The sequence below is a fragment of the Salipiger sp. ABN3_019 genome (assembly GCF_056158605.1).
Window position 1 is genome coordinate 815,392 of sequence record NZ_JBSWTP010000009.1, and the last position, 23,837, is coordinate 839,228.

Annotated in this window: 32 protein-coding genes; 10 read left to right on the forward strand and 22 right to left on the reverse strand. The window is 66.2% G+C overall.

Annotated elements, in window-relative coordinates:
* Positions 1 to 14: 14 nt before the first annotated feature.
* The 6 genes from ACXAD2_RS11995 to ACXAD2_RS12020 are packed head-to-tail and all read right to left on the reverse strand — an operon-like array spanning position 15 to position 5,473.
* Positions 15 to 1,154 (reverse strand): DNA recombination protein RmuC, encoded by a 1,140-nt coding sequence (locus tag ACXAD2_RS11995; protein WP_066103712.1) that lies wholly within the window; start codon positions 1,152 to 1,154, stop codon positions 15 to 17.
* A complete protein-coding gene (mutL, locus tag ACXAD2_RS12000) occupies positions 1,151 to 3,130 on the reverse strand; it encodes a DNA mismatch repair endonuclease MutL (RefSeq protein WP_475170165.1) in 1,980 nt (659 codons plus the stop codon). Before mutL ends, ACXAD2_RS11995 begins: the two co-directional genes overlap by 4 nt.
* A gap of 51 nt (positions 3,131 to 3,181) precedes the next feature.
* Positions 3,182 to 3,658, reverse strand: coding sequence for an aminoacyl-tRNA deacylase (locus ACXAD2_RS12005; protein WP_475170167.1), 477 nt, complete (start codon positions 3,656 to 3,658; stop codon positions 3,182 to 3,184).
* A gap of 10 nt (positions 3,659 to 3,668) precedes the next feature.
* Entirely contained in the window at positions 3,669 to 4,031 is a 363-nt protein-coding gene (locus ACXAD2_RS12010; RefSeq protein ID WP_475170169.1) for a DUF4186 domain-containing protein, read from the reverse strand.
* Entirely contained in the window at positions 4,028 to 4,378 is a 351-nt protein-coding gene (locus tag ACXAD2_RS12015) for a YigZ family protein (protein ID WP_475170171.1), read from the reverse strand. Before ACXAD2_RS12015 ends, ACXAD2_RS12010 begins: the two co-directional genes overlap by 4 nt.
* A gap of 39 nt (positions 4,379 to 4,417) precedes the next feature.
* The gene (locus ACXAD2_RS12020; protein WP_475170173.1) at positions 4,418 to 5,473 is read right to left on the reverse strand and encodes a bifunctional transcriptional activator/DNA repair enzyme AdaA; all 1,056 of its coding nucleotides are present in this window, start codon (positions 5,471 to 5,473) and stop codon (positions 4,418 to 4,420) included.
* Between the two features lie 146 nt (positions 5,474 to 5,619).
* Here ACXAD2_RS12020 and ACXAD2_RS12025 point away from each other — a divergent pair, with 146 nt between their 5' ends.
* Positions 5,620 to 5,994: a rhodanese-like domain-containing protein gene (locus ACXAD2_RS12025; protein WP_066103724.1), complete on the forward strand. Its 375-nt coding sequence runs from the start codon at positions 5,620 to 5,622 to the stop codon at positions 5,992 to 5,994.
* A gap of 76 nt (positions 5,995 to 6,070) precedes the next feature.
* Here ACXAD2_RS12025 and ACXAD2_RS12030 read toward each other — a convergent pair whose 3' ends face one another.
* The 5 genes from ACXAD2_RS12030 to recO form a co-directional block, all read right to left on the reverse strand.
* On the reverse strand, positions 6,071 to 6,841 hold the full coding sequence (locus tag ACXAD2_RS12030) for a FadR/GntR family transcriptional regulator (RefSeq protein ID WP_066103726.1): 771 nt from the start codon (positions 6,839 to 6,841) through the stop codon (positions 6,071 to 6,073).
* A 96-nt stretch (positions 6,842 to 6,937) separates the two neighbouring features.
* Complete coding sequence (locus ACXAD2_RS12035) at positions 6,938 to 7,384, reverse strand: molybdenum cofactor biosynthesis protein MoaE (RefSeq protein ID WP_475170177.1); 447 nt, start codon at positions 7,382 to 7,384, stop codon at positions 6,938 to 6,940.
* A 4-nt stretch (positions 7,385 to 7,388) separates the two neighbouring features.
* Positions 7,389 to 7,634 carry a molybdopterin converting factor subunit 1 gene (gene moaD / locus ACXAD2_RS12040; protein WP_475170179.1) on the reverse strand — a complete coding sequence of 82 codons (246 nt, stop codon included), beginning with the start codon at positions 7,632 to 7,634 and terminating at the stop codon, positions 7,389 to 7,391.
* On the reverse strand, positions 7,634 to 8,299 hold the full coding sequence (gene pgsA, locus ACXAD2_RS12045; protein WP_066103733.1) for a CDP-diacylglycerol--glycerol-3-phosphate 3-phosphatidyltransferase: 666 nt from the start codon (positions 8,297 to 8,299) through the stop codon (positions 7,634 to 7,636). The genes moaD and pgsA overlap by 1 nt, the downstream gene beginning before the upstream one ends.
* 41 nt (positions 8,300 to 8,340) lie before the next feature.
* Positions 8,341 to 9,072, reverse strand: coding sequence for a DNA repair protein RecO (gene recO / locus ACXAD2_RS12050; protein WP_224905853.1), 732 nt, complete (start codon positions 9,070 to 9,072; stop codon positions 8,341 to 8,343).
* A gap of 231 nt (positions 9,073 to 9,303) precedes the next feature.
* Between recO and ACXAD2_RS12055 the strand changes: the two genes are divergently transcribed.
* Positions 9,304 to 9,945, forward strand: coding sequence for a Pr6Pr family membrane protein (locus ACXAD2_RS12055; protein ID WP_475170185.1), 642 nt, complete (start codon positions 9,304 to 9,306; stop codon positions 9,943 to 9,945).
* On the opposite strand, the gene ACXAD2_RS12060 is transcribed toward ACXAD2_RS12055, so the two are convergent.
* The 11 genes from ACXAD2_RS12060 to folK form a co-directional block, all read right to left on the reverse strand.
* Positions 9,890 to 10,222, reverse strand: coding sequence for a DUF1491 family protein (locus ACXAD2_RS12060; protein ID WP_164180027.1), 333 nt, complete (start codon positions 10,220 to 10,222; stop codon positions 9,890 to 9,892). The genes ACXAD2_RS12055 and ACXAD2_RS12060 overlap by 56 nt on opposite strands.
* Complete coding sequence (gene era / locus ACXAD2_RS12065; RefSeq protein WP_066103741.1) at positions 10,215 to 11,123, reverse strand: GTPase Era; 909 nt, start codon at positions 11,121 to 11,123, stop codon at positions 10,215 to 10,217. Before era ends, ACXAD2_RS12060 begins: the two co-directional genes overlap by 8 nt.
* A gap of 13 nt (positions 11,124 to 11,136) precedes the next feature.
* Positions 11,137 to 12,063: a DMT family transporter gene (locus ACXAD2_RS12070; protein ID WP_475170189.1), complete on the reverse strand. Its 927-nt coding sequence runs from the start codon at positions 12,061 to 12,063 to the stop codon at positions 11,137 to 11,139.
* Entirely contained in the window at positions 12,056 to 12,742 is a 687-nt protein-coding gene (gene rnc, locus ACXAD2_RS12075; RefSeq protein WP_066103748.1) for a ribonuclease III, read from the reverse strand. The genes ACXAD2_RS12070 and rnc overlap by 8 nt, the downstream gene beginning before the upstream one ends.
* Positions 12,739 to 13,572 (reverse strand): signal peptidase I, encoded by an 834-nt coding sequence (gene lepB / locus ACXAD2_RS12080; protein WP_066103750.1) that lies wholly within the window; start codon positions 13,570 to 13,572, stop codon positions 12,739 to 12,741. Before lepB ends, rnc begins: the two co-directional genes overlap by 4 nt.
* A 141-nt stretch (positions 13,573 to 13,713) precedes the next feature.
* Entirely contained in the window at positions 13,714 to 14,145 is a 432-nt protein-coding gene (gene acpS / locus ACXAD2_RS12085) for a holo-ACP synthase (RefSeq protein ID WP_475170194.1), read from the reverse strand.
* 31 nt (positions 14,146 to 14,176) lie between these two features.
* Entirely contained in the window at positions 14,177 to 14,929 is a 753-nt protein-coding gene (locus tag ACXAD2_RS12090; RefSeq protein ID WP_066103755.1) for a pyridoxine 5'-phosphate synthase, read from the reverse strand.
* Between the two features lie 48 nt (positions 14,930 to 14,977).
* A complete protein-coding gene (locus ACXAD2_RS12095) occupies positions 14,978 to 15,631 on the reverse strand; it encodes a DUF2062 domain-containing protein (protein ID WP_224905844.1) in 654 nt (217 codons plus the stop codon).
* A gap of 21 nt (positions 15,632 to 15,652) precedes the next feature.
* Entirely contained in the window at positions 15,653 to 17,791 is a 2,139-nt protein-coding gene (locus tag ACXAD2_RS12100; RefSeq protein ID WP_475170197.1) for a RelA/SpoT family protein, read from the reverse strand.
* A gap of 40 nt (positions 17,792 to 17,831) precedes the next feature.
* Positions 17,832 to 18,185, reverse strand: coding sequence for a DNA-directed RNA polymerase subunit omega (gene rpoZ, locus ACXAD2_RS12105; RefSeq protein ID WP_224905841.1), 354 nt, complete (start codon positions 18,183 to 18,185; stop codon positions 17,832 to 17,834).
* Positions 18,186 to 18,283: 98 nt separating this feature from the next.
* Positions 18,284 to 18,871 carry a 2-amino-4-hydroxy-6-hydroxymethyldihydropteridine diphosphokinase gene (folK, locus tag ACXAD2_RS12110; RefSeq protein ID WP_475170200.1) on the reverse strand — a complete coding sequence of 196 codons (588 nt, stop codon included), beginning with the start codon at positions 18,869 to 18,871 and terminating at the stop codon, positions 18,284 to 18,286.
* Between the two features lie 116 nt (positions 18,872 to 18,987).
* On the opposite strand from folK, the gene ACXAD2_RS12115 reads away from it, so the two are divergent.
* From ACXAD2_RS12115 to ACXAD2_RS12150, 8 genes are all read left to right on the forward strand, one after another.
* On the forward strand, positions 18,988 to 19,560 hold the full coding sequence (locus tag ACXAD2_RS12115) for a LabA-like NYN domain-containing protein (RefSeq protein ID WP_066103767.1): 573 nt from the start codon (positions 18,988 to 18,990) through the stop codon (positions 19,558 to 19,560).
* A 56-nt stretch (positions 19,561 to 19,616) separates the two neighbouring features.
* Complete coding sequence (locus ACXAD2_RS12120; RefSeq protein ID WP_224905837.1) at positions 19,617 to 20,057, forward strand: YqaA family protein; 441 nt, start codon at positions 19,617 to 19,619, stop codon at positions 20,055 to 20,057.
* 116 nt (positions 20,058 to 20,173) lie between these two features.
* The gene (gene ispH, locus ACXAD2_RS12125; RefSeq protein ID WP_066106891.1) at positions 20,174 to 21,124 is read left to right on the forward strand and encodes a 4-hydroxy-3-methylbut-2-enyl diphosphate reductase; all 951 of its coding nucleotides are present in this window, start codon (positions 20,174 to 20,176) and stop codon (positions 21,122 to 21,124) included.
* Positions 21,121 to 21,513, forward strand: a complete 393-nt coding sequence (locus ACXAD2_RS12130) for an ACT domain-containing protein (RefSeq protein WP_475170206.1) — start codon at positions 21,121 to 21,123, stop codon at positions 21,511 to 21,513. The genes ispH and ACXAD2_RS12130 overlap by 4 nt, the downstream gene beginning before the upstream one ends.
* 140 nt (positions 21,514 to 21,653) lie before the next feature.
* Complete coding sequence (locus tag ACXAD2_RS12135) at positions 21,654 to 22,106, forward strand: DUF3429 domain-containing protein (RefSeq protein WP_475170209.1); 453 nt, start codon at positions 21,654 to 21,656, stop codon at positions 22,104 to 22,106.
* On the forward strand, positions 22,103 to 22,690 hold the full coding sequence (locus ACXAD2_RS12140; RefSeq protein WP_475170211.1) for a class I SAM-dependent DNA methyltransferase: 588 nt from the start codon (positions 22,103 to 22,105) through the stop codon (positions 22,688 to 22,690). Before ACXAD2_RS12135 ends, ACXAD2_RS12140 begins: the two co-directional genes overlap by 4 nt.
* The gene (rnhA, locus tag ACXAD2_RS12145) at positions 22,683 to 23,135 is read left to right on the forward strand and encodes a ribonuclease HI (protein WP_066103773.1); all 453 of its coding nucleotides are present in this window, start codon (positions 22,683 to 22,685) and stop codon (positions 23,133 to 23,135) included. Before ACXAD2_RS12140 ends, rnhA begins: the two co-directional genes overlap by 8 nt.
* Positions 23,136 to 23,139: 4 nt before the next feature.
* Entirely contained in the window at positions 23,140 to 23,763 is a 624-nt protein-coding gene (locus tag ACXAD2_RS12150) for a trimeric intracellular cation channel family protein (RefSeq protein ID WP_066103775.1), read from the forward strand.
* Positions 23,764 to 23,837 lie beyond the last annotated feature (74 nt).

Below are 23,837 nucleotides of genomic sequence, written 5' to 3' on the forward strand. Positions count from 1 at the left end.
AGTTGAACGGAAAGTCAGGTCTGCCGTGGCAATGGCACGATCTGACCCTCGGGCGCCAGATCCTCGAAATCAAAATTGTCCAGTTTTTGAGCACGGCGCCCGGCTTTCTCGGCGCTGGTGCGAATTTCCGAGAGATCCCGCGCAGCCATGCCGAAGTGCCGGTCGAGGTTCTCCACGCGCGCGCCGAGCCGGTCCATGTCCTGCGCGAGCAGCGCCAGCTCGCGGCGGATGGCGCCCGCCTGCTCGCGCATCCGCGCGTCCTTCAGCACCGCGCGAAGCGTGTTGAGCGTGGCCATGCAGGTGGTCGGCGAGACGATCCAGACCTTCATGCCGAAGCCTTCGCGCACCATCTCGGGGAAGTTGCCGTGCAATTCGGCATAGACCGCTTCGGAGGGCAGGAACATCAGCGCGCTTTCGGCGGTCTCGCCGTCGAGGATATAGCGGTCCGAGATGTCGCGGATGTGCTTGCGCACCGACATGCGGAAGGCCTGAGACGCGCGCTGCTTGGCCTCGGGCGTCTCGGCGCGGCGCAGCATCTCATAGGCTTCGAGCGGGAATTTCGCGTCGATGACGATATGGCCCGGCGGCTCCGGCAGCTTGATCAGGCAATCGGCGCGGCGGCCGTTCGACAGGGTGGCCTGCAGCCGGTAGCTGTCGGCGGGCAGGGCTTGGGTGACGATGTCGCGCAGCTGGATCTCGCCAAAGGCACCGCGGGTCTGCTTGTTCGACAGGATGTCCTGCAACGACAGCACGTCGCCCGAGAGCCGGGTGATGTTCTCCTGTGCCTGATCGATGGTCTTCAGCCGCTCTTGCAACTGGCCCAGCGAATGCGCGGTGCGGCGGGCATTGCCGTGCAGGTTCTCGGTCATGCTCTGCTGCACCTGCGCCAGCCGCTTTTCCATCAACTGCAGCATGGCGTTCTGGCTTTTGACCTGCGCCTCGGAGACATGGTGCAGCCCGCCCGACAGCCGTTCCTGACCTTCGGACAGCGCCTGCACCCGCTGCGACAGCTGGCTGAGCGGGTAGCCAAGGCGGGCGGCGCGGTTCGAAGCGCGGATCGCCATGATCATCAGGACCGCCAGCAGCGCCGCCCCGGCCGCGGCCCAGAGGCGCGGGTCACTCGCGGCGATGCTCTGCCCGGCGATTTCGATCATGTGCGGCCGAACAGCCTCTCGATATCGGAGAGCCGCAGTTCGACATAGGTGGGGCGCCCGTGGTTGCACTGGCCGGAATGGGGCGTCGCCTCCATCTCGCGCAGCAGGGCGTTCATCTCTTCGGCGCGCATCCGGCGGCCCGAACGGATCGAGCCATGGCAGGCGACGCGGCTGAGGATCGCCTCGAGCTTTTCCTGTACCAGCTGCGAGCTGCCGTAGTCCGACAGCTCGTCGAGGATGTCCTTGATCAGCGCCTCGGCATTGACCTCGCCAAGGATCGCCGGGGTTTCGCGCACCGCCAGCGCCGAGCCGCCGAAAGGCTCGACCGACAGACCCATGCGGCCCAGATCCTCGGCGATGTCGAGGATGCGCGAGAGGTCGTCCTGCGACAGCTCGACGATCTCGGGGATCAGCAGCGCCTGCGCCGCGACGCCGCGCTCGGCCATCTGGCGCTTGAGCTTTTCATAGACCAGCCGTTCATGCGCCGCGTGCTGATCGACGATGACGATGCCGCTTTCGGTCTGGGCGATGATGTAATTCTCGTGCACCTGCCCGCGCGCCGCGCCAAGCGGCAGATGGGCGGCCTCGGGCTCGGCCGGAGCGTCTTCGACCACGCGGCCCGACCAGCTGCCCTGCATCTCGACAAAGCCCTGCGACTGCGGCACGCGCGGCGGGGCCGGGACGAAATTGGGATCGGGGGCCTGCGCGGCATAGGCGGCGCTGCGCGCGCCTGCCGAGGGGCGGTCCATCTGGTAGACGCGGGGGCTGCTCATGGCCTGCTGTGGCGCACCCAGCGGCGCGCCGCCGCCATAGGCACCAAAACTGTCGGTCTGCGAGGGCTGCTGGTGCAGCGGCATCTGCTGGCCATCCGGCAGCGGTGCGCGCATCTCAGGGCGCAGCGCCGCCAGCGTCTCGGAGGCGACGGTGCTCGAGACGCGGTGCCCCGCCTCGGCCAGCGCATGACGCAGCGCCGAGACGATCAGCCCGCGCACGATGCCCGGCTCGCGAAAGCGCACCTCGGATTTCGCCGGGTGCACGTTCACGTCCACCTTATGCGGATCGCAGTCGACAAACAGCGCCACCGCCGGGTGCCGCTCGCGGCTCAGGTAGTCGGCATAGGCGCCGCGCAGCGCGCCATGCAGCAGCTTGTCCTGCACCGGGCGGCCGTTGACGAAAAGATGCTGCGCCACCGACGAGCCGCGCGAATAGGTCGGCAGGGCGGCGTAGCCGGTCAGCCGGAAGCCTTCGCGCTCGGCGTCGATGGCCAGCGCGTTCTCGGTGAACTCGGCGCCCAGCACCTGCGAGAGCCGCCCGCGCAGCGCGTCGAAAAGATCGCCCGAGACCGCGTCGGCGCGGAAGGTCACCCGGTCCTTGCCCTGCGACACGTCGCGCAGGGTGAAGGCGACCGAGGGCTCGGCCATGGCTATGCGCTTCATCACGTCCGAGATGCCCATCATCTCGGCGCGGTCGGTGCGCAGGAACTTCAGCCGGGCCGGGGTGGCGAAGAAGAGATCGCGCAGCGTGACCACCGTGCCGCGGTTCAGGGCCGCCGGTTTCACCGCACCCATCTGCCCGCCCGAAACGCTGATCTCTGCGCCTTCCTCACCCGGAATGCGGCTCTGGATGGTCAGCCGCCCCACCGCGCCCAGCGAGGGCAGCGCCTCGCCGCGGAAGCCGAAGCTGTGGATGTTCAGCAGGTCCGAGCCGTCGATCTTCGAAGTGGCATGGCGCGACAGCGCCAGCGGAAGCTCATCGGCGCCCATGCCGCAGCCATCGTCGGTCACCCGGATCAGCGTCTTGCCGCCATCGGCGATCTCGACCGTGACGCGGGTGGCCCCGGCGTCGACGGCATTCTCCACCAGTTCCTTCACCGCCGACGCAGGCCGTTCCACCACCTCGCCAGCGGCGATGCGGTTGATGGCGGCGTCGTCGAGCTGACGAATAACAGGACGCATATTGGGGGTGTGGGTGTTCATGCCACCATACCTAGCAGGGTTCGCGCAATTCTGGAACGGGGCGCGGGGCGCTCAATCCGCCGCCAGAGGCGCCGCTTTTCCGCCCGATACCGCCAGCGCGTCCCCCGGAGCGACCACCACCATCAGCCCGCGCTTGCCGCCGTTGAGGACGATCCGCTCGGCCTCCATCGCGGCAGCCTCGAAGACCACGGGGGCGCGCTTCTTTTGCCCGAAGGGGCTTATCCCGCCGGTGTGCATGCCCGTCAGCCGCTCGGCCTTGGCGGGGTCCATCATCTGCGCCGACTTGCCGCCAAAGGCGCTGGCCACCCGCTTCATCGACAGCGAGCCCCCCGAGGGGATGACCGCGCAGCAGGGCTTGCCATCCACCTCTACCATCAACGTCTTCAGCACCTTGTCGGGGTCCCAGCCAATCGCCTCGGCGGCATGCAGCCCGATCTGCGCCTGCCCGGAGACATAGTCGTACTCCAGCAACTCGAACGCCACCTTGGCGCGCGTCAGCGCCTGCGTGGCCGGTGTGCCCTTGCTCATGCCAGACCTCTCATGCCCGATAGCCCATCTGCCGGTCGATCCACATGAGGATCACCGCAACCACCTGCGCCTGCTCGTCCTTGCTCAACGCGCGCCCCGCCGGCATCCCGTGCCATTTCGCCAGACATCCGCGGCAGCAGGTCGCCGTGGCGTGCTGGGCGATGAACACCGGATGGCCGCGCATGGGCGTCTGCTTGCCGTCGTTGCGCGGCTCCGCCGGGGCCAGTCGGTCCGCGATGAAATCGCGCGCATGCGAGAGGATCGTCTCGCGCCCCTTGGCGTCGGCATAGGCCCGTTCCTTGGCGCCAAGGCGAAAGCGGCTGCGGAACTTCGACCGGGCCAGCCGTTCGAACAGCTGATCCGGGGCGCTCATTCCATGCTCTCGATATAGGTGCGCACCGCGTCCTGCACGTGGCGGAACCGATCGCCGCCCAGATGCTTGCCGCCGTACCAACGGGTTACCACGATGATGTGGCCCTTCAGCCCCTCACGCTCGAGCATGCGCAGGATCACCATGCCCGCGCCGCTCTCGCCGTCATCGTTCTTGATCGGCGCGTCCTCGGTCAGCAGACCCCATGTGTTATGCGTGGCCTTGGCGAACTTCTTGTTGCGCTTCAGCTCTTTGAGGAAGGCCTTGGCCTGCTCCTCCGAGGCGCAGGGCCCGCCCGAGACGGCATATTTGGAGCCGCGGTCGCTGATGATGTTCTCGAGAATGCGCATGGCGAAGAGGTATTGCGCGCCGCGACAGGGCGCAAGACCTCAGCCGCCGAGGTAGCCGCGCTCGATCTCCAGCAGCCGCTGCTTGCGCCAAAGCCCGCCGCCATAGCCGGTGAGCGCGCCGTCGGCCCCGATCACCCGGTGGCAGGGGATCACCAGCGCGATCTGGTTGGCACCATTGGCCTGCGCCACCGCCCGTGTGGCCGTGGGCCGTCCCAGCGCCTGTGCCAGCGCGCCGTAGCTGCGGGTCTCGCCCGCCGGGATCTCGCGCAGGGCGCGCCAGACCGACTGGGTGAACTCCGAGCCATGCAGCGCCAGCGGTGTGTCGAACCGCGCGCTCTCCCCGGCGAAGAACCGCGCCAACTCGTCGCGGATCTGCTCCGACGGCGCGAACTGCCCCACGCCGATCTCGCCGCCCGCGCCCTTGCGCAGCTTTTCCAACTCGCGCGGCAGCGCCTTGCGGTCCATGAATTCGAGCAGGTGCAGATGGCTCTTGGAGCAGACCGAGACCATGTCGCCCAGCGGTGTCTCGATCCAATCGGCGCGCAGCATGGCATCCGGCCTCAAGGCACCCGGTGCCACGCCAAGCGCCTTGGCAAAGCCCGCGCGGAAGGCCGAGGCGCTCTCGAACCCGGCATCCAGCTGCGCCTCGATCACCGGCGCGCCCGAGGCCAGCGCGGTGAACCCCTCGCGCAGCCGCCTTTGCCGGGCCATCTCGAGGAAGGTCATGCCGAACTGGCGCTTGAAGGCGCGGCGCACGGTCGAGGGATCAAGCCCCATGGCCACCAGATCCGGCTCGGACCAGCGGAAGGCGGGGCGCGCGTCCAGCGCCTGCAGCAGCTTGGCAATCACCGGATCACCCTTGGCCATGGGCGCCAGCGGGTGGCAGCGCTTGCAGGGGCGGAAGCCCGCGGTGATGCAGTCTCCCACGGTCTCGAAAAAGCTGCAGTTCTCGCGCAGCGGTTTTCGGGCCGGGCAGGTCAGGCGGCAGAAGATGCCGGTCGAGGCGACGCCGACATAGGCCCGCCCGTCAAACGAGGGGTCCCGGTCGAGCAGCGCCTGATAGAGCGTGTCGGGATCTGGAAGAGCAAACAGCATGGGGCGACTCTACCTGATCCCTGCGCGGCGCGCCGCCGGAAATCGGGCGTCTATTGCGGCGCACGCGCCGCCCCCCTTGTCATTGTCGTGGGCAGGACCAATTGTCAGGACAGGTTCAGAAATCGAGATGTGAAAGGAGTCCCGTCATGAAGACCGAAGAAGTGGGCAGCGCCCTGCTCGAGACATGGTCGGTGGACGAGGTGGCCGAGGCCTTCGACAAGGGCGAGATCGTGCTGATCGACGTGCGCACGCCACAGGAATATATGTTCGAGCACATCGAAGGCGCGCTCTTGATGCCCATGGCCTTCTTCCGCGCCGACAAGCTGCCGGGCCAGAGCGACAAGCGTATCGTCTTCCACTGCGGCTCGGGCGTGCGGTCCGAGAAAGTGGCGCGCGCCGCCATCGCCGCGGGCTTCTCGCGCGTGGCGCATATGGAGGGCGGCTTTGGCGGCTGGAAGGGTGCCAAACAGCCCTACATCGGCACCAATATGGCCACCGGCGCACCGACGCCGATCAGCTGATCTTCTTCTCTTTGAAAATACGCCGGGGGGTGAGCCCGGCACGGGCGAGGGGGGCAGCGCCCCCCTGTGTCCCCACTCAGCCTCGGCTGGTCACCCGGTCATAGCGTTGCCGTGCCACATCCTCGTCGCGTGTCGCCTTGCGATCGGCGGCCAGCGCTGCCTCCACATACCCCAGATGCGCCTGCACCGCCGCGCGGGCCGCCGTGGCATCGCGCGCCTGCAGCGCCGCGTTGATCGCCCGGTGCTGCTCCAGCAGCGCCTCGCGGGTGGTGCGTTGCTTGAACATGATCGAGCGATTGTAGAACACGCCCTCACGCAGCAGTTGATACATCGAGCGCATCATATGCAGCATGATGACGTTATGGCTGGCTTCGATGATCGCGAGATGGAAATCCGCATCGAGCCGCGCTTCTTCGGAGGGGTTGCGCTTCTGATGCGCCGCTTCCATGCGGGTGAAAAGCGCGTCGATCACCTTCAGGTCCGATGGCGTGCCGTGCAGCGCCGCGCGCTCGGCCGCCAGCCCCTCCATGTCGCGCCGGAAGCTGAGGTAATCAAAGACCGCCTCGTCGTGCTTTTCGAAAAGCTGGATCAGCGCGTCCGAGAATGCCGATCCCAGCACTTCGGTGACGAAGATGCCCGCACCGGCGCGGGTCTCCAGCAGGCCGCGGCCTTGCAGGTCTGCCACCGCCTCGCGCAAAGACGGGCGCGACACGCCGAGCCGTTCCGACAGTTCGCGCTCGGCAGGCAGGCGCTCGCCGGGGCGCAGGATGCCGCGCAGGATCAGCTCTTCGATCTGGCGCACCACGGCGCTGGAAAGTTTCTCGGACTGGACGGGGCGAAAGGGCATCGGAAGGGTCCTGAGAGGCGGGAATTGGTCAGATCATATGACCACGCACGCCATCTCTCAAGCGCGACGGAAGGATAGCCTCGCCGACGCGAGGCGCTACCAGCGCGAGAGCGCGTCCTCGTCCTCATCCTTGGCAGCGACCCATGAGGTGCCACCCGCGCCGCTTTCCTTCTTCCAGAAGGGCGCGCGGGATTTGAGGTAGTCCATCAGATACTCGGCGGCCTCGAAAGCATGGCCGCGGTGCTTCGAGGCGGTGGCGACCATCATGATGCGCTCGCCCGGACCCATGCGGCCATAGCGGTGGATCACCAGCACTTCGCCAAGTTCCCAGCGCGCCTCCGCCTCGGTGGCGATCTTTTCCAGCGCCTTCTGGGTCATGCCCGGATAATGCTCGATCTCCATGGTCTCGAGCGTGCCCGACACGTCGCGCACCACACCGGTGAAGGTCACCACGGCGCCCATGTCGGTGCGGCCCGCGGCGAAGCCCTCGGCCTCGGCGCCGAAATCAAAGGGCTCTTCCTGCACGGAAACGCGGATCGCCATGGGCTCAGCCCCCGGTCATCGGCGGGAAGAAGGCCACCTCACGCACGCCTGCAAGCGGGGCGTCGAACTCCGACAGTTCCTGATCCAGCGCCACGCGCAGCGCCGAAAGGTCGGAAAAGGCCATGGCGTAGCGCTCTTCGCGCCCGCGCAGTTCCTCGATCAGCTCGCTGACCGTGGCGGCTTTGGTCTCGATCCGCTCTTTCGGCAGGCCGATGCGCTCGCGCACCCATGCGAAATACAGAAGGTCCATCAGCGGTCATCCTTCAGATGCGGCAGGGCCTTGGTGAAATAGTCCCAGCCGGTGATCATCGTCAGCGAGGCGGCGATCCACAGCAGCGTAAGGCCAAGATGGCCGGACCAGATCATCCCGGTTTCCTGCCAGCGCAGCCCATGCGGATCGGCGCCGCCAGCATCCAGCGCGCGGGTCACCACGCGGTCATCCAGCGCCTCGATGCTGAGAGCAAGGTAATGCTCGAACACGCCCTGCGCAAACAGTGTGGCGATGGCGATCATCTGGAAGGTGGTTTTCCACTTGGCCAGCTTGGTCACCTTCAGCGTGCCCGCCACATCGCCGAGATATTCGCGCAGCCCCGAGACAAAGACCTCGCGGAAGAGGATCATCGTCGCGGGCAGCACCAGCCATGGCGACATCGACGAATAGCCGACGATCACCATCAGCGCGATCACCACCATCGCCTTGTCGGCGATGGGATCGAGCATGGCACCGATCTTGCTTTCCTGCCCCCAGAGCCGGGCGAGATAGCCGTCGAACCAATCGGTGATCGCGGCGCCGACGAACAGCAGCAGCGCAAACCAATCGGCCAGCGGTCGCGAGAAATACAGAAACATCACCGCCACGCCGGGAGCGGCGAGCAGGCGAAGGGCGGTGAGGATATTTGGCAGGTTCCAGCGCATGCGCCTTACGTAGCGCGGTTTATCGGGCGGGGAAAGACGCCTCACGCGTCGGTGCTGCGGCGAAATCGCTCGACATAGGCGGCGCGGGCCTGCGGCAGCGGACGGTCGCGCAGCGTCGGGGCCATATGGCTTTCAAGAAAGAAGCCCGTGGTGCGCAGCGCTTCGAGGATCTCGCCGTCGCCGCCGGGGCCTTCGCCTTTGAGAATATCGGGCAGAGGCAGCAGCCGGTCGGCCCATTTGCCCGCAGCCTGACGTGAGACCGCGCGGCCGGTGCGGGGCGAGACGAAACACAGCTCCTCATTGGTGCCGCGCACCGCACAGGCCGACAGATCGAGGCCAAAGCCCATCTCGTCGAGAAGCGCCATTTCCCAGCGCAGATAGGCCAGCGGCCAGAGATCGCGCTCGGGCAGCAGATCCAGAAGCTGCTCGGTACGGGCATAGAGCTTGGGGTGCGCCTCGCGCTCGGGCAGCGAGAAGCTGAGGAGCGCGCAGACCGCGTTGAGCCCGGCCAGCGACAGGCGATCCGACAGCGCATTGGCGGCACGCGAACGTTGCGGCTCGGCGGTGAAGGCCCCCATGTGATCCTCGAGCCGCGCCTTCCACGTCAGGTCAAGCTGGGCGCCGGGTTGCAGACTGGGCGCGATGCGGCGCGATGCTCCGCCGCGCAGCACACCCAAGTGCCGCCCGTGATTTGGCGTGAAGACCTCGAGGATGGCCGAGCTTTCGCCGTGCCTGCGCGAGGTCAGAAGGATGCCGGTGTCGCGCCATTCCATGCGCGCACTGTCGGGCTTTGGCCCTGTGGGGGCAAGAGGGGGCGCGGCATACCTCGGCGCGATGCTGCGGGATGGGGCGGCTGTCACGAAAGCCTCGGATTTGTGCCCTAGGCTGGCAAGGGTCTCTGTGGTGCCCAACCTCCGCCGGTTTCACCTCGGTGTGACGCGCCTTCGCTTGATCTCGCAATAATCCCCGCTTTGCAGTAGCATGGACGACCGCGGAGACACGACATGACCCAGACACGCCGCCTGACCGCCCTGCTCATCGCCGTGCTCGCCTTCGGCGCGCTATGGCTGCAGGTGCATGTGGGGCTGGATCGCAGGCCGGACCGCGAGGTCTGGGAAGAGCTCTGGCGGCTGGGGCGCTATTTCACCATCCTGACCAACCTCATGGTCGCGGTGACTTTTGCCGCCATCGCCGGTGGTCACAGGCCAAGGCCGTGGTGGACCGCCGCCGTGACGCTGTGGATCCTCATCGTCGCCATCGTCTACCACGGGCTGCTGGCGCGCCCGCTCGACGGCATCCGCTGGTGGTCGGACATGGCGGTGCACACCTTTGTGCCAACTGCGGTCGTGGTCTGGTGGCTGATGCTGGCGCGCAAGGACGGGCTGGTCCCGCGGCATGCGGTGTACTGGCTGCTCTGGCCGCTGCTCTATGTGAGCTATGCGCTGATCCGCGGCGAGTTCGACGGGCGGCACCCCTACTTCTTCATCGACCCGCAGGAAGTCGGCTGGCCGGGGGTGGGGCTGTGGTGCGTCGCGCTGGGGCTGAGCTTCTGGCTCGGCGGTCTGGGAATGGTGGCGCTGGGGCGGTTTCTCAGCCGTCCATCTGATCGAGCAGATGGCGCCCCTGACGGTCCTCAAGCTCGATAACCCAGAGATCGGGGTCGAACTCGCGCTGTTTGCTCACGCGCGCATCGACTTCATATTCCGGCCCTTCGGCCAGCACGGCCCAGCGGCGCGCGCCGGTCATCAGATCCCATTCGCGGGAATAGGCCACCGCCTGCCCGTCGAGCGTGGCGAGCTTAACGATCACCGCGCCCGCGGTGTCATCGCCATGGGCGGTGACATAGGCGGGGATGTCCTGCAGCGACAAAAGCCGCAGGTAGCCGCCGACCCAGACATGCGTGGCGAGCCGAGGCTCAGGCATTGCCGTCCTTGAAATCGAGGCCCATCTCGGAATAGCGCTCGGCGTCTTCGAGCCAGTTCTCGCGGACCTTCACCTGCAGGAAGAGGTGCACCTTGCGGCCAAGGAACTCTTCAAGCTCGGCGCGGGCAGCCTGCGACACCGCCTTGATCGTCTCGCCCTTCTTGCCCAGCACGATGCCCTTGTGGCCGTCGCGGGTGACATAGATCATCTGGTCGATGCGGGCGGAGCCATCCTTGCGCTCTTCCCAGTTCTCGGTCTCCACCGTCAGCTGGTAGGGCAGTTCCTGATGCAGGCGCAGGGTGAGCTTCTCGCGGGTCATCTCGGCGGCGATCATGCGCATCGGCAGATCGGCGATCTGATCCTCGGGATAGAGCCACGGGCTCTCGGGCAGCTGTTCGGCCAGCCATTTGCGCAGCGTATCGACACCATGGCCGCGCTCGGCAGAGATCATGAAGGTCTCGGCGAAGGTGTAGGCGTCGTTCATCTTCTGGGTCAGCGCCAGCAGATCCTCGGCTTTCACCCGGTCGATCTTGTTGATCGCCAGCGCCACCGTGCGGCCCTGCGGCAGGTCGCGCAGACCTTCGAGGATCGCCTTGACCCCGTCGGTCATGCCGCGGTGCGCCTCGATCAGCAGCACGATCACGTCGGCATCCGACGCGCCGCCCCATGCCGCCGCCACCATGGCGCGGTCGAGCCGACGGCGCGGCTTGAACAGGCCCGGCGTGTCGACGAACACAAGCTGACTGTCACCTTCGAGGGCCACGCCGCGAATGCGGGCGCGGGTGGTTTGCACCTTGTGGGTGACGATCGAGACCTTGGCTCCCACCATGCGGTTGGTGAGGGTCGACTTGCCCGCGTTGGGCTCGCCGATCAGGGCGACAAATCCGGCGCGTGTGGTCATTGGGGCGTATCCGTTACTGACGATCAGAGGCCCTTACAGGCTTTTGCGGCGCGGGGCCAGAGCGGCCGCTGCGGATCAACGTATAGCATCCCGAGACGACAATCAGCAGTGCTCCTGCAAGCGTCCAGAGATCCGGGCGCTCGCCGAAGAGCAAATAGGCAAAGACCAGCGCCACCAGCAGCCGCGAATAGCGGAAGGGCGCAACCACCGAGACCTCGCCGGTGCGCATGGCGCGGGTGAGCGCGGTATAGGCGGTGACCCCCACCACGCCGGTGGCCAGCAGACGCAGCAGTTCGGAGGTCTGCGGCAGGCGCGGCGGGGCCGGATCGAAGGGCAGCAGCAGCAGGCCCGCGACGGTAACCACCGCAAAGCCCAGCACGCCCAGTTGCTTGGCCGAGACGGCGGGCGGCGCGGCGCGGGTGTAAAGATCGCGCATGGCAAAGCCGAACATCGCCGCCAGCGAGAGCAGCGCGTCGAGGCGGAAAGCCTCGGGGGTCGGGCGCACGATCAGCAGAACGCCGATGAAGCCCACCGCCATGGCGGCCCAGCGGCGCGGGCCGACCGGTTCTTTGAGCAGCAGCGCGGCCCCGGCGGTGACCACCAGCGGCGCGGCCTGCAGGATCGAAGAGGTGACCGACAGCGGCGTGTAGGCCAGCGACAGCGCGAAGAAGAGCCGCCCCATGATCTCGAAGAAGGTGCGGATCATCAGCTGCGAGCGGAACATGGCCGGATGCAGCACCGCCTCGCCCGCGCGCAGGGTCATGGCGACGTAAAGGCTCATGCCGGTGAGGCCGAAGATCACCGTCGCCTCGCCCGGCGGCAGGCCGGGGGTCACGGATTTGAACAGCGCGTCTTCGACGGCGAAAAGCGTCATGGCCAGCACCATGAAGGCCGCTCCGGCGGCATTGCCGCTCAGCCGCGGGGCGGCGCTGTCAGCCATCTGCGGTGAGGTTTGCAAGCAGCGTCGCGGCGGCTTCCTGTTCGGCCTTGCGCTTCGAGCCGGCGGTGGCCTGCGCGCTTTGGCCCGAGGTCAGCCTCACCTCGATGGTGAAGACCGGCGCGTGATCGGGGCCGGAGCGCGAGGTCTCGACATAGGCGGGCGGGGTCATGCCGCGCGCCTGCGCCCATTCCTGCAGCGAGGTTTTGGGATCGCGCGCATCCTGCTGCACGGTCGAGACACGCTCGCCCCAAAGCCGCAGGATCATCTCGCGCGCCACTTCGAAGCCGCCGTCCAGATAGACCGCGGCGATCACCGCCTCCATCGCGTCGCCCAGCAGCGCCTGCTTGCGCCGCCCGCCCGACATCATCTCGGAGCGGCCCAGTTTCAGCGCCGCGCCCAGATCGACCTCGCGCGCCACTTCGGCGCAGGCCTCCTTGCGCACCAGCGCGTTGTAGCGCGGCGCAAGCTGGCCCTCGCTGGCCTTGCGATCCTCGGACAGCAGCGCCTCGGCCATGACAAGGCCGAGCACGCGGTCGCCGAGAAACTCGAGCCGCTGGTTGTCCTCGCGGCCGGGGCCGGACATCGACGAATGGGTGACCGCACGGCGCAGAAGCTCGGGCCGGTCGAACCGGTGCCCGAGCCGCTGCTCAAGTGCTTCTATCTCGGCGGAACGCTTCATGTGATCTTGTGGAAGAACCGGTCGGAGCGCCAGGTCCAGAAGAACAGCATCGACCGGCCCGCCGAGGAGAACATGACGCGGGTCGCCTTGCCGATGATGTTCTCGAAGGGCACGAAGCCGACGCCGCCCGCGGCATTGGGCACGCGGCTGTCGGCAGAGTTGTCGCGGTTGTCGCCCATCATGAAGAAATGACCCTCGGGCACGGTGTAGATCGGCGTGTTGTCCGACCCCTGCATGCCGATGTTGAGGATATCATGCTTCACGCCGTTGGGCAGCGTTTCCGTCCAGCGCGATTTCTCGCAGACCCCGCCGGTGCCGACCGGTCCGTTCTCGCAGCGCGGACGCAGACCTTGCGGCCCCTGCGGCTCGGCGGTTTCGGTGAAGGTGCCGTTGGCTTCGACTTCGACAGGGGTGCCGTTGATGTAGAGCAGACCCTGCTTGACCTGAATCTGATCGCCGGGCAGGCCGATCACCCGCTTGATGAAGTCGGTGCCATTGACCGGGTGGCGGAAGACCACCACGTCGCCGCGCTCGGGCTCGGAGCCAAACAGGCGGGTGTTGTCGCCGTCAAGGAAGCCGCAGATGTCGCGCGCGTCGATGTCGATGCCGATCGAGTTCAGACGGATCGACGGGCAGGAGGCGTAGGAATAGCCGTAGGTCATCTTGTTGACGAAGAGGAAGTCGCCGATCAGCAGCGTGTCCTTCATCGAGCCCGAGGGAATCCAGAACGGCTGGAAGAACAGCGTGCGGAAGACGCCCGCGATGACCAGCGCCCAGAACACCGTCTTGACGGTTTCCCAGATCCCGCCCGATTTCTCTTCTTTCGCCATGGAAATCCGCCCCTGTGCCTCGATGTGCCTTGGTTTCTTGGCTTCATGGGCGGGGGAGGGGAGAGTGTCAAGCGGGGGCTGCCGCGTGGCAAATCTCTTCGAAGAGATTTGCAAAACCCTTCGAAGGGTTTTGTGCGCGCGTTACCCTTCCGTGATCGGCTCGGGTTTGGCGTGGGCGTGGGGGCGGGCCTCGATCACCACGAAGGCCTGCGCCCAAGGGTGATCGTCGGTGAGGGTGACATGGATGATCGCCTCGTGACCGTCCGGCGTCATCGCGTCGAGCCGCTCCTTCGCCCAGCCGGTCACCTGCATCACCGGCTGGCCGGTGGGCAGATTGGTCACCGCCATGTCCTTCCACGCGATGCCCATGCGCAGTCCGGTGCCGAGCGCCTTGGAGCAGGCCTCCTTGGCGGCCCAGCGTTTGGCATAGGTGCCCGCGACATCACGGCGGCGTTCGGCCTTGCGCTGCTCGGTCTCGGTAAAGACACGGTTGCGGAACCGATCCCCAAAGCGCGCCAGCGTCGCTTCGATGCGCTCGATATTCGCAAGATCGGTGCCGATGCCGAGGATCATCCGAGCAGCTTCCTTTGTTCGGGGGCGGGCCTCAGGCCCGCGCCGCGTCCATCAGGCGGCGCATCTCGGTGATCGCCGGGCCGAGACCACGGAAGATCGCCTCGCCGATCAGGAAATGGCCGATGTTGAGCTCCATCACCTCGGGGAAGGCGGCGATGGGGGTCACCGTGTCATAGGTCAGCCCATGTCCGGCGTGCACCTCGAGCCCCAGCGAATGAGCGAAGGCCGACATGTCGCGCAGGCGCTCAAGCTCGGCGTCGCGCTCGGCGAATTTCTCTTCGGCGTGCAGATCGCAATAGGCGCCGGTGTGCAGTTCGATGACCTGCGCGCCAATCCGGTGCGCGGCTTCGATCTGCGGCTTGTCGGGGGCGATGAAGATCGACACCCGACAGCCCGCCTCGCGCAGCGGCGCGATGAAATGCGCCAGCCGGTTTTCTTCGCGTGCCACTTCCAGCCCGCCCTCGGTGGTGCGTTCCTCGCGCTTTTCGGGAACGATGCAGACCGCGTGCGGCTTGTGGCGCAGGGCGATGGCCTGCATCTCGTCGGTGGCGGCCATCTCGAAGTTGAGCGGCACCGACAGCGTGCTCATCAGCCCGTCGATATCGGCGTCCGAGATGTGCCGGCGGTCTTCGCGCAGATGCGCGGTGATGCCGTCGGCGCCCGCCTCTTCGGCCAGTTTCGCGGCGCGCAGCGGGCAGGGATAGGCGCTGCCGCGCGCGTTGCGCACGGTGGCGACATGGTCGATGTTGACGCCCAGTCTCAGGCGTCCGGCGTAGTCGCTCATCGGAAATCCTCCGGGGATGGAACGAACGGGGTCAATCTGCGGCGGACCCTAGTCCGGCGCGCCGCCCTCGTCAGCCGCTTTCTGCTTCTTTTTCAACGCCGCGAGCTTTTTCTTCAGCGCCCCGCGGCGGCGGTTCTGATAGGCGCGGATGACCGGCACCGACAGGTAATAGGCCACCAGCCCCGCGATGATGCCCGGAATGATGCCGCCGATCAGATAGGGGTAGAACACCTCGTGGAAAAAGATCCGCAGGTTCGTCCAATCGGTGGTGTCGCTGGTGAAGATGGCAAGGATGTTGTGCCACAGGTCGTGCCCGGCGTAGGTGAATTTCTCCAGCAGCGAGGCGTGATGCGGCGAGCGCCGGTTGATGCCCAGAAGGAAATACCCGGTCTCCAGCGACACGATGCCGATCGGCACATAGGTCAGCGGGTTGCCAAAGAAGGTGCCTAGAAGCGCTGCGAGAATGTTGCCGCGCACCAGAAAGGCCAGCGCCGCCGCGACCACGAAATGCAGCCCGTAGAGCGGGGTGAAGGTGGTGAAGACACCGGCAAAGATGCCGCGGGCGATGGTTTCAGGGGTGTCGGGCAGGCGGTGCAGGCGGTGCTGGACATAACGCGCGGCACGCCCCCAGCCGCCGCGCGGCCAGAAGAATTCGAGCACGGCCCTCCAGACTGGCCGTTTGTCGCGCCGCTTGAAAACCAATGGCGCCCTTCCCCTTTATCTCTACTCCGCGGCGGCAGGCACGGCCGCCAGGGAGGCATCGCGATGGCGGCTCACAGAGGCCACGTCGCTTTCGGCTTCGAGTGCTGACATCACCGAGTGGAGGTGTTCGGCATCCCTCAGTTCCAGATCGATCTGAATTCTGAAAAAGTCCGGTTTCCGGTCGATGAAGTGCAGGTCCGAGATATTGGCCCCGCGCTCGCCGATCAAGGTGCAAATACGCCCCAGCACGCCAGCGTCATTGCCGACTGTTGTATCGAGGCTCACATCATAGGCCGCGGGGTGCGTGCCATCGGCCCAATGCAGGTCGACCCAGCGCTCTGGCTGATCCTCGTATTTGGCCAGCAATTCGCAGTCGATGGCATGGACGAAGACGCCCTTGCCGCGCTTGGTGATGCCGATGATGCGCTCGCCCGGCAGCGGCTGACAGCAGCGCGCACGGGTGAAACCGGTGCCCGGCTCGAGGCCGATGACGGCGCGCTGCATCTCCACCTCGTGTTCATCCGAGGGGGTGAGATCGGGATAGACCGCATGCACCACCTCGCGGGTGGTCAGCTCGGCGCTGCCGAGGCGGGCGAGCAGCTCGTCGGCATCCTCGATGCGCAGCGTCTGCGCGGCCTTTTCCAGCACTTTGTCGGTGGATTTCTTGCCCACATGCTCGAAGGCCGAGCGCGCAAGTTCTTGGCCCAGCTTGATGAATCGCCCGCGACCCGCTTCGCGCAGGGCGCGGCGGATCGCGCTGCGCGCCTTGCCAGTGGTGGCGATATCAAGCCATGTGCCCTGCGGCGTCTGACCTTCGGCGGTGATGATCTCGACCGACTGGCCGTTCTTCAGCCGGGTCCAGAGCGGCACGCGGATGCCGTCGACCTTGGCGCCGACGCAGGCCGAACCGATGCGGGTGTGGATCGCATAGGCGTAATCGAGCGGCGTGGCGCCGCGCGGCAGCTTCACCACGTCGCCCTTGGGCGTGAAGCAGAACACCTTGTCGGAATACATCTCGAGCTTCACCGCCTCGAGGAATTCGTCGTGATCCTCCTCGGCATCGAACTGTTCGGTGAGCGAGGAAATCCACTTGGCGGGATCGACGGCGAAGGGGTTCTCGGAGCGCACGCCATCGCGATAAGACCAATGCGCGGCGACGCCGGTCTCGGCCACGTCATGCATCTGGCGGGTGCGGATCTGCACCTCGACGCGCTTGCCGTCGCGGCCCGACACGGTGGTGTGGATCGAGCGATAGCCGTTCGACTTGGGCTGGCTGACGTAATCCTTGAATCGCCCCGGCACGGCGCGCCAGCGCTGGTGGATCACGCCGAGCGCGCGATAGGTGTCCATCTCCGAGCGGGTAATCACCCGAAAGCCGTAGATGTCGGACAGGCGGGAAAAGCCCATGCCCTTTTCCTGCATCTTGCGCCAGATCGAATAGGGCTTCTTGGCGCGGCCAAAAACCTCGGCTTCGATGCCCGCCGCCTCAAGCTCGTGACGCATGTCGCCGGTGATCCGGTGGATCACATCGCCGGCTTCTTTCTGCAGGTTGATAAAGCGCCGGATGATTGAGGCGCGGCCTTCGGGGTTGAGCACCCGGAACGCCAGATCCTCAAGTTCTTCGCGCATCCACTGCATACCCATGCGGCCCGCCAGCGGGGCATAGATATCCATGGTCTCGCGCGCCTTCTGCACCTGCTTTTCCGGGCGCATCGCCTTGATCGTCCGCATGTTGTGCAGACGGTCGGCGAGCTTCACCAGAATCACCCGCAGGTCGCGGGACATCGCCATGAAGAGCTTGCGGAAGTTTTCGGCCTGCTTGGTCTCGGAGGAGGAGAGCTGCAGGTTGGTCAGCTTGGTGACGCCGTCGACCAGATCCGCCACTTCCGAGCCGAAGCGGTCCGCCACATCCTGATAGGAGGCGCGGGTGTCTTCGATCGTGTCGTGCAGCAGGGCGGTGATGATCGTCGCGTCGTCCAGTTGCTGCTCTGTGAGGATGGCGGCAACGGCGACGGGATGGGTGAAGTACAGCTCGCCGGAATGGCGGTACTGCCCATCGTGCATCCGCAGGCCATAGTCATAGGCCTCGCGGATCAGCTTTTCGTTGGTCTTGGGATTGTAGTTGCGGACCAGTGCAACAAGGTCTTCCGCCGCGATCATGGGCGCCTATCCTTACCCTGGCCCGCTACTGCCGAGCCTCTCAGCTCTCTCCCTGCGCTTCCATAAGGGCGCGCAGGAGCTTTTCCTCGGACATATCGTCTTCGGCCGGCTTGTCCTGCTCGGCGCCCATGAGAAGCGCCATGCTGTCTTCTTCGGGCTCGTCGACCTCGATCTGAGTCTGATGCGACTCGATCAGGCGCTCGCGCAGTTCATCCGCCGACTGGGTTTCCTCGGCGATTTCGCGCAGGGCGACCACCGGGTTTTTGTCGTTATCGCGATCCACGGTGATCGGCGCACCAGACGCCACTTCGCGGGCGCGATGGGAGGCGAGCATCACCAGCTCGAACCGGTTGGGAACCTTGTCGACGCAGTCTTCTACCGTCACGCGTGCCATGAGCGTTTCACCTTGGGTTGACCGTAAGAACGGAGACTCCTACCGCGATGCCTGAAGATTGACAAGCGCAAACGGAGCGTCTTTTCTGCGCAATTCTATCACATCGGCACGACTTCGGCGCGCTGTTCCTGCGGCAGCTCGGCACACATTTGCGCAACCGTCTTTGACAGCAGCGGGTGGCACCAATCAGCGGCGATGTCTTGCAGCGGCACCAAGACAAAGGCGCGGTCCTGCAGGCGCGGATGCGGAAGAATCAGCTCGGTCGGCGTGACGCCCTGTTGCTTGTCTGCCGGAATATTTCGCCATTCGCTCTGAGTGTCTCTATTTGGAGCCACTGTTTCTCCAATCGCGATGAGATCAAGATCCAGTGTGCGGCTGCCCCAGCGCCTTTCTCTTTCGCGCCCGAACTGTGCTTCGACCCGGTGCAGCGCCGCCAGCACGTCGGCGGGATGCCCGGGGCCCGACAGGCGGGCGCAGGCGTTGACATAGTCGGGGCCGAAACCTGCAGGAAAACACGGGGTTGCATAAAAGCGGCTCACCGCCTCCACAGTGTAACCCTCGCTTTCAAGAACGGTCAGCGCGGCCCGCAGGGTTTGCAGGGGAGATCCCGCTTCGGAGGGCAGGTTTGCGCCCAGTGCCACCAGTATTTGCTGATCCGAAGCCATTAGCGTGCTATCCTTCTGCATATATTGCTCTGCTTGAAAAGCTGATCGAAAGGCTTACTCTCAGAAATGGGCGCCTCCCACACTCATTTTTTCCCACTCACGGATCATGGCGCCCTGATTGCTCGAAAGGACATTTGATGTTTTACAAGGACGAACGGTTGGCGCTGTTCATTGACGGGTCCAACCTGTACGCAGCCGCCAAAGCCCTCGGCTTCGACATCGACTACAAGCTGCTTCGACAAGAATTCGTGCGCCGCGGCAAGATGGTGCGCGCGTTCTATTACACCGCTCTTCTCGAAAACGACGAATATTCGCCGATCCGCCCGCTGGTGGACTGGCTGCACTACAACGGCTTCACCATGGTGACCAAGCCGGCGAAGGAATACACCGACGCCCAGGGCCGCCGTAAGGTGAAAGGCAACATGGACATCGAACTGACCGTTGATGCCATGGAACTGGCGCCGCGCGTCGATCACATCGTGCTGTTCTCTGGGGATGGGGACTTCCGGCCGCTGATCGAAAGCCTGCAGCGTCAGGGCGTGCGCGTTTCTGTCGTCTCGACGATCCGCAGCCAGCCGCCGATGATCGCTGACGAACTTCGTCGTCAGGCCGATAACTTCATCGAGCTCGACGAGCTTCGCGAAGTGATCGGGCGTCCGCCGCGGGAGCAGCAGGCGGAGCGCAACTTCGAGGTCGCCAACGGGCACTAAGCCCGATGACGATGCATTTGGGACTGCGGATGTTATGGGGATGAGGTCCGCGGTTAATGCTAGGTGAGGCTGCCGGTCTTGGCGGCCTCTTCCTCGCGGCGTTCGGCGCCGCGACCATACTGCCGTTCCAGTCCGAGCTGATTTTCGCGGGGCTGCAACTGCGGACCGAGATCCCGGTCTGGGCGCTGGTGCTCGTCGCGAGCATCGGCAACACGCTCGGATCGGTGGTCAACTACGCGCTTGGCGTCGGGCTCGAGCATTACCGGCACAAGCGGTGGTTTCCTTTGACCGAAGCGCAGCTTGATCGTGCACAGCGCTGGTACGCGCGCTGGGGCATCTGGTCGCTGCTGTTCAGCTGGGCGCCCTTGGGCGACGGATTCACCGTGGTCGCAGGCATCATGCGCACGCCGCTGTGGCTGTTCGTGTCGCTCGTGGCGATTGCCAAAACAGGCCGCTACATCATCCTTGCGTGGCTCACCAGCGCCACGCTGGGCTGAGCGCCTCTGGACCCGCGCGGTCAGAGCCACTAGGTCTTGGGGTAACGGCAGGCGCCTTTGATCCAAGGTTAGCCAAAGCCCTCACCGATGCTGCGAGCCCTTTCGTGACCGAGACCATGACCAAATCCCCGCTTACCCTCTATCTGGCCGCGCCGCGCGGGTTCTGCGCTGGTGTCGACCGGGCGATCAAGATCGTCGAAATGGCGCTCGAGAAATGGGGCGCGCCGGTCTACGTGCGCCACGAGATCGTGCACAATAAATTCGTCGTCGACGGGCTGCGCGACAAGGGCGCGGTGTTTGTCGAAGAACTCGAAGAATGCCCGCTCGACCGCCCGGTGATCTTCTCGGCGCATGGCGTGCCAAAGGCCGTGCCCGCCGAGGCCGCGCGGCGCGAGATGGTCTATGTCGACGCCACCTGCCCGCTGGTGTCGAAAGTGCATATCGAGGCGGCCCGCCACCACGAGAACGGCCTGCAGATGATCATGATCGGCCATGAGGGCCACCCCGAGACGATTGGCACCATGGGTCAGCTGCCCGAAGGTGAGGTCTTGCTGGTCGAGACCGTCGCCGATGTGGCGCATGTTGACGTCCGCGATCCGGAAAAGCTCGCTTTCGTGACGCAGACCACCCTGTCGGTCGATGACACGGTGGATATCGTAGCGGCGCTGAAGCAGCGCTTCCCGGCCATCGTCGGCCCCCACAAGGAAGACATCTGCTACGCCACCACCAACCGTCAGGACGCGGTGAAGGCCATCGCGGGCGACTGCGACGCGCTGCTGGTGGTGGGGGCGCCCAATTCTTCGAACTCCAAGCGTCTGGTCGAAGTGGCGCGCAAGGCGGGCTGTTCCTACGCCCAGCTTGTGCAGCGCGCGGATGACATCGACTGGCGTGCGCTCGAAGGCATCCGCACGGTGGGTGTCACCGCGGGCGCCTCGGCCCCCGAGGTGCTGATCGACGAGGTCGTCGCTGCCTTTGGCGCGCGCTACGACATGACCGTCGAGCAGGTGGAAACCGCGCAGGAAGACATCGAATTCAAGGTGCCGCGCGTCCTGCGCATGCCCGCGTGAGCCTGCCAAAGCTCTCGCTGGTTCTTCTGCCGCAAGAGCATGCGATCCTGCGTCTTCCGCCCGACGCCCCCTTTCCCGACTGGACCGGCGCCTCGGGCTGCGTCAGCCTGACCCGCGCGCCGGATGAGCTGTCGGTGGTGTGCCCCGCCGCCGCTGTCCCCGCGGGGACAGAGGGCAGCTTTGGCTGGCGGGCGTTCCGTGTCGACACGCTGGCGGGGCTCGACGAGCCGGGCGTGGTGCTCGCCGCGGTGAAGCCGCTGTCGGAGGCAGGGCTCGGCGTCTTCGTGATCTCCACCTTTCTGCGCGATTATCTTCTGGTCAGTGGCGAGAGCTTGGGCCGGGCGCATGCGTTGCTTACGGAGCCCGGGCATCGCATCAGCGCAGGCTGACCGCCGCAAGCAACGCCGGCGCCCGTTGACAGGGCAGAGGCGATCGGGAACCTTGCGGCCAGAGCAAGACCCGCCGCGCCCTCGGCCAAGACATTCGGAGGAGAGACCCTGCCCCGCCCATCCCCGCTGTGGAGCCGCGCATGAGCTCCGTCCCCCGCGCCCCGCTGTTCCTCGCCCTCGCCGGTCTGCTGCCTTTCCTGTGGTCGGTGGCAACGCACTACAGCGATGACCTCTACGCGTGGTCCATGGCGAACCTCGGCAGCCGTTTCGTCGCGCCCTATCTGCAGCTGTCCTATGGCACGGTGATCCTGGCCTTCATGTCCGGCGTGCTCTGGGGCTTTGCCACGAAGGCGGGCGGCAGCAAGGCCGCGGTCGCCTATGCGCTGTCGGTGCTGCCGGCGCTCTGGGCGTTCTTCATGGTGGGCGGCGGGCCGGTGTCGGCGGGGATGAATCTGATCTTCGGCTTCCTCGGTCTGCTGCTGCTCGACGCCTTCTTCCAACTCTGGGGGCTGACGCCGCGCTGGTGGCTGGCGCTGCGCGTGCCGCTGACGGCGGCGGTCATCGCCTGCCTGTCGGTGGGTGTGTTCCTGTGAGCGACGAGGAAACGCTTCGGGTCTATGCGCAGAAGGCGCGCGACTATGAGGCGCTGGCCCGACCGGACGAATATCCCACGCTGACCACTTTCATCGCGGCGCTGCCCAAAGGGGGCGATGTGCTCGACCTTGGCTGCGGACCGGGGCTGGAGGCGGCGCGGATGGCGCAGGTCGGGCTGAAGGTCGAGGCGATGGACGCTTCGCCCGAGATGGTGGCGCTGGCGGCGGCGCGTCCCGGTGTGGCCGCGCGGCAGGGCAGTTTCGACGACCTTTGCGCAGAGCGCCGATACGATGGGGTCTGGGCCAGCTTCAGCCTGCTGCATGCGCCCCGCGCCGAGATGCCGCGCCATCTTGCAGCCATCGCGCGGGCGCTGCGCTCGAAAGGGGTGCTGAGCCTGACACTGAAGGAAGGGCAGGGCGAGGCGCGCGACCGGCTGGGGCGCTTTTATAGCTATTACACCGAGCCCGAACTGCGCCGTCTGCTGGCGGATGTCGGCCTGCGGGTGGATGCCGTTGCGCGCGGCAGCGGGACCGGGCTTGACGGCACCTCGTCGCCATGGCTTAGCGTGCTCGCCCATGGCTGACCTATTTGCATATACCGACGGAGCGTGCTCCGGAAATCCCGGCCCGGGCGGCTGGGGCGTTCTGATGCGCGCGATGGACGGCGACACCGTCAAGAAAGAGCGCGAGCTCAAGGGCGGCGAAGCCGAGACCACCAACAACCGCATGGAACTGATGGCGGCGATCAGCGCGCTCGAGGCGCTGTCGCGCCCGACGCAGATCACCGTGGTGACCGACAGCGCCTATGTGAAGAACGGCGTCACCGGCTGGATTCACGGCTGGAAGCGCAACGGCTGGAAGACCGCCGCCAAGAAGCCGGTGAAAAACGCCGAGCTGTGGCAGCGGCTCGACGAAGCGCAGAAGCGCCATCAGGTGACTTGGGAATGGGTCAAGGGCCACGCCGGCCACCCCGAGAACGAGCGCGCTGACGAGCTGGCGCGCGCGGGCATGGCGCCCTTCAAGGGCTGAGGCGATGAGCCCGCTCGTCCTTCTCGATTATGCCTCGGTTCTGATCTTCGCGCTGACCGGCGCGCTGGTCGCCAGCCGGGCGCAGCTCGACGTGGTGGGCTTTGCCTTTCTCGCCTGCCTGACCGCCGTCGGCGGCGGCACCACCCGCGATCTGCTGCTCGACCGGCACCCGGTGTTCTGGGTGGCCGAGCCGACCTATCTTGCCATCGCCTGCGCCGCGGCGCTGCTGGTCTTCTTCACCGCGCACCGGCTGGAGAGCCGCGCCAAAGCCATCCTCTGGCTCGATGCGGCGGCGCTGTCGGTGGCGGTGGCCGCGGGCAGTTCCATCGCGCAGGCCGAGGGCGCGGCCTGGGGCGTGATCCTTGTGATGGGAGTGATGACCGGCTGTCTTGGCGGTCTGATGCGCGACGTGGTGGCCAATGAGGTGCCGCTGCTGCTGAAACAAGGCGAGCCCTATGCCACCTGTGCCTTGTGCGGCGCGCTGGCGCTGCTGGGGGCCGAGGCGCTGGGACTGCCGCCCTTCTCCGCCGCGCTGGTCTGCGCCGCGGTCACCTTCGCGCTGCGCGCCTCGGCCATCGCCTTTGGCTGGGGCATCCCCGTCTACAAGTCGCGCCCGCCGCGGAAGTGATCGCGGCGTTGAGGTCAGGCGAGGGGCGCTGCCCCTCGCGCTCCCCGGCGTATTTTCAAAGAGAAGAAGGGGCG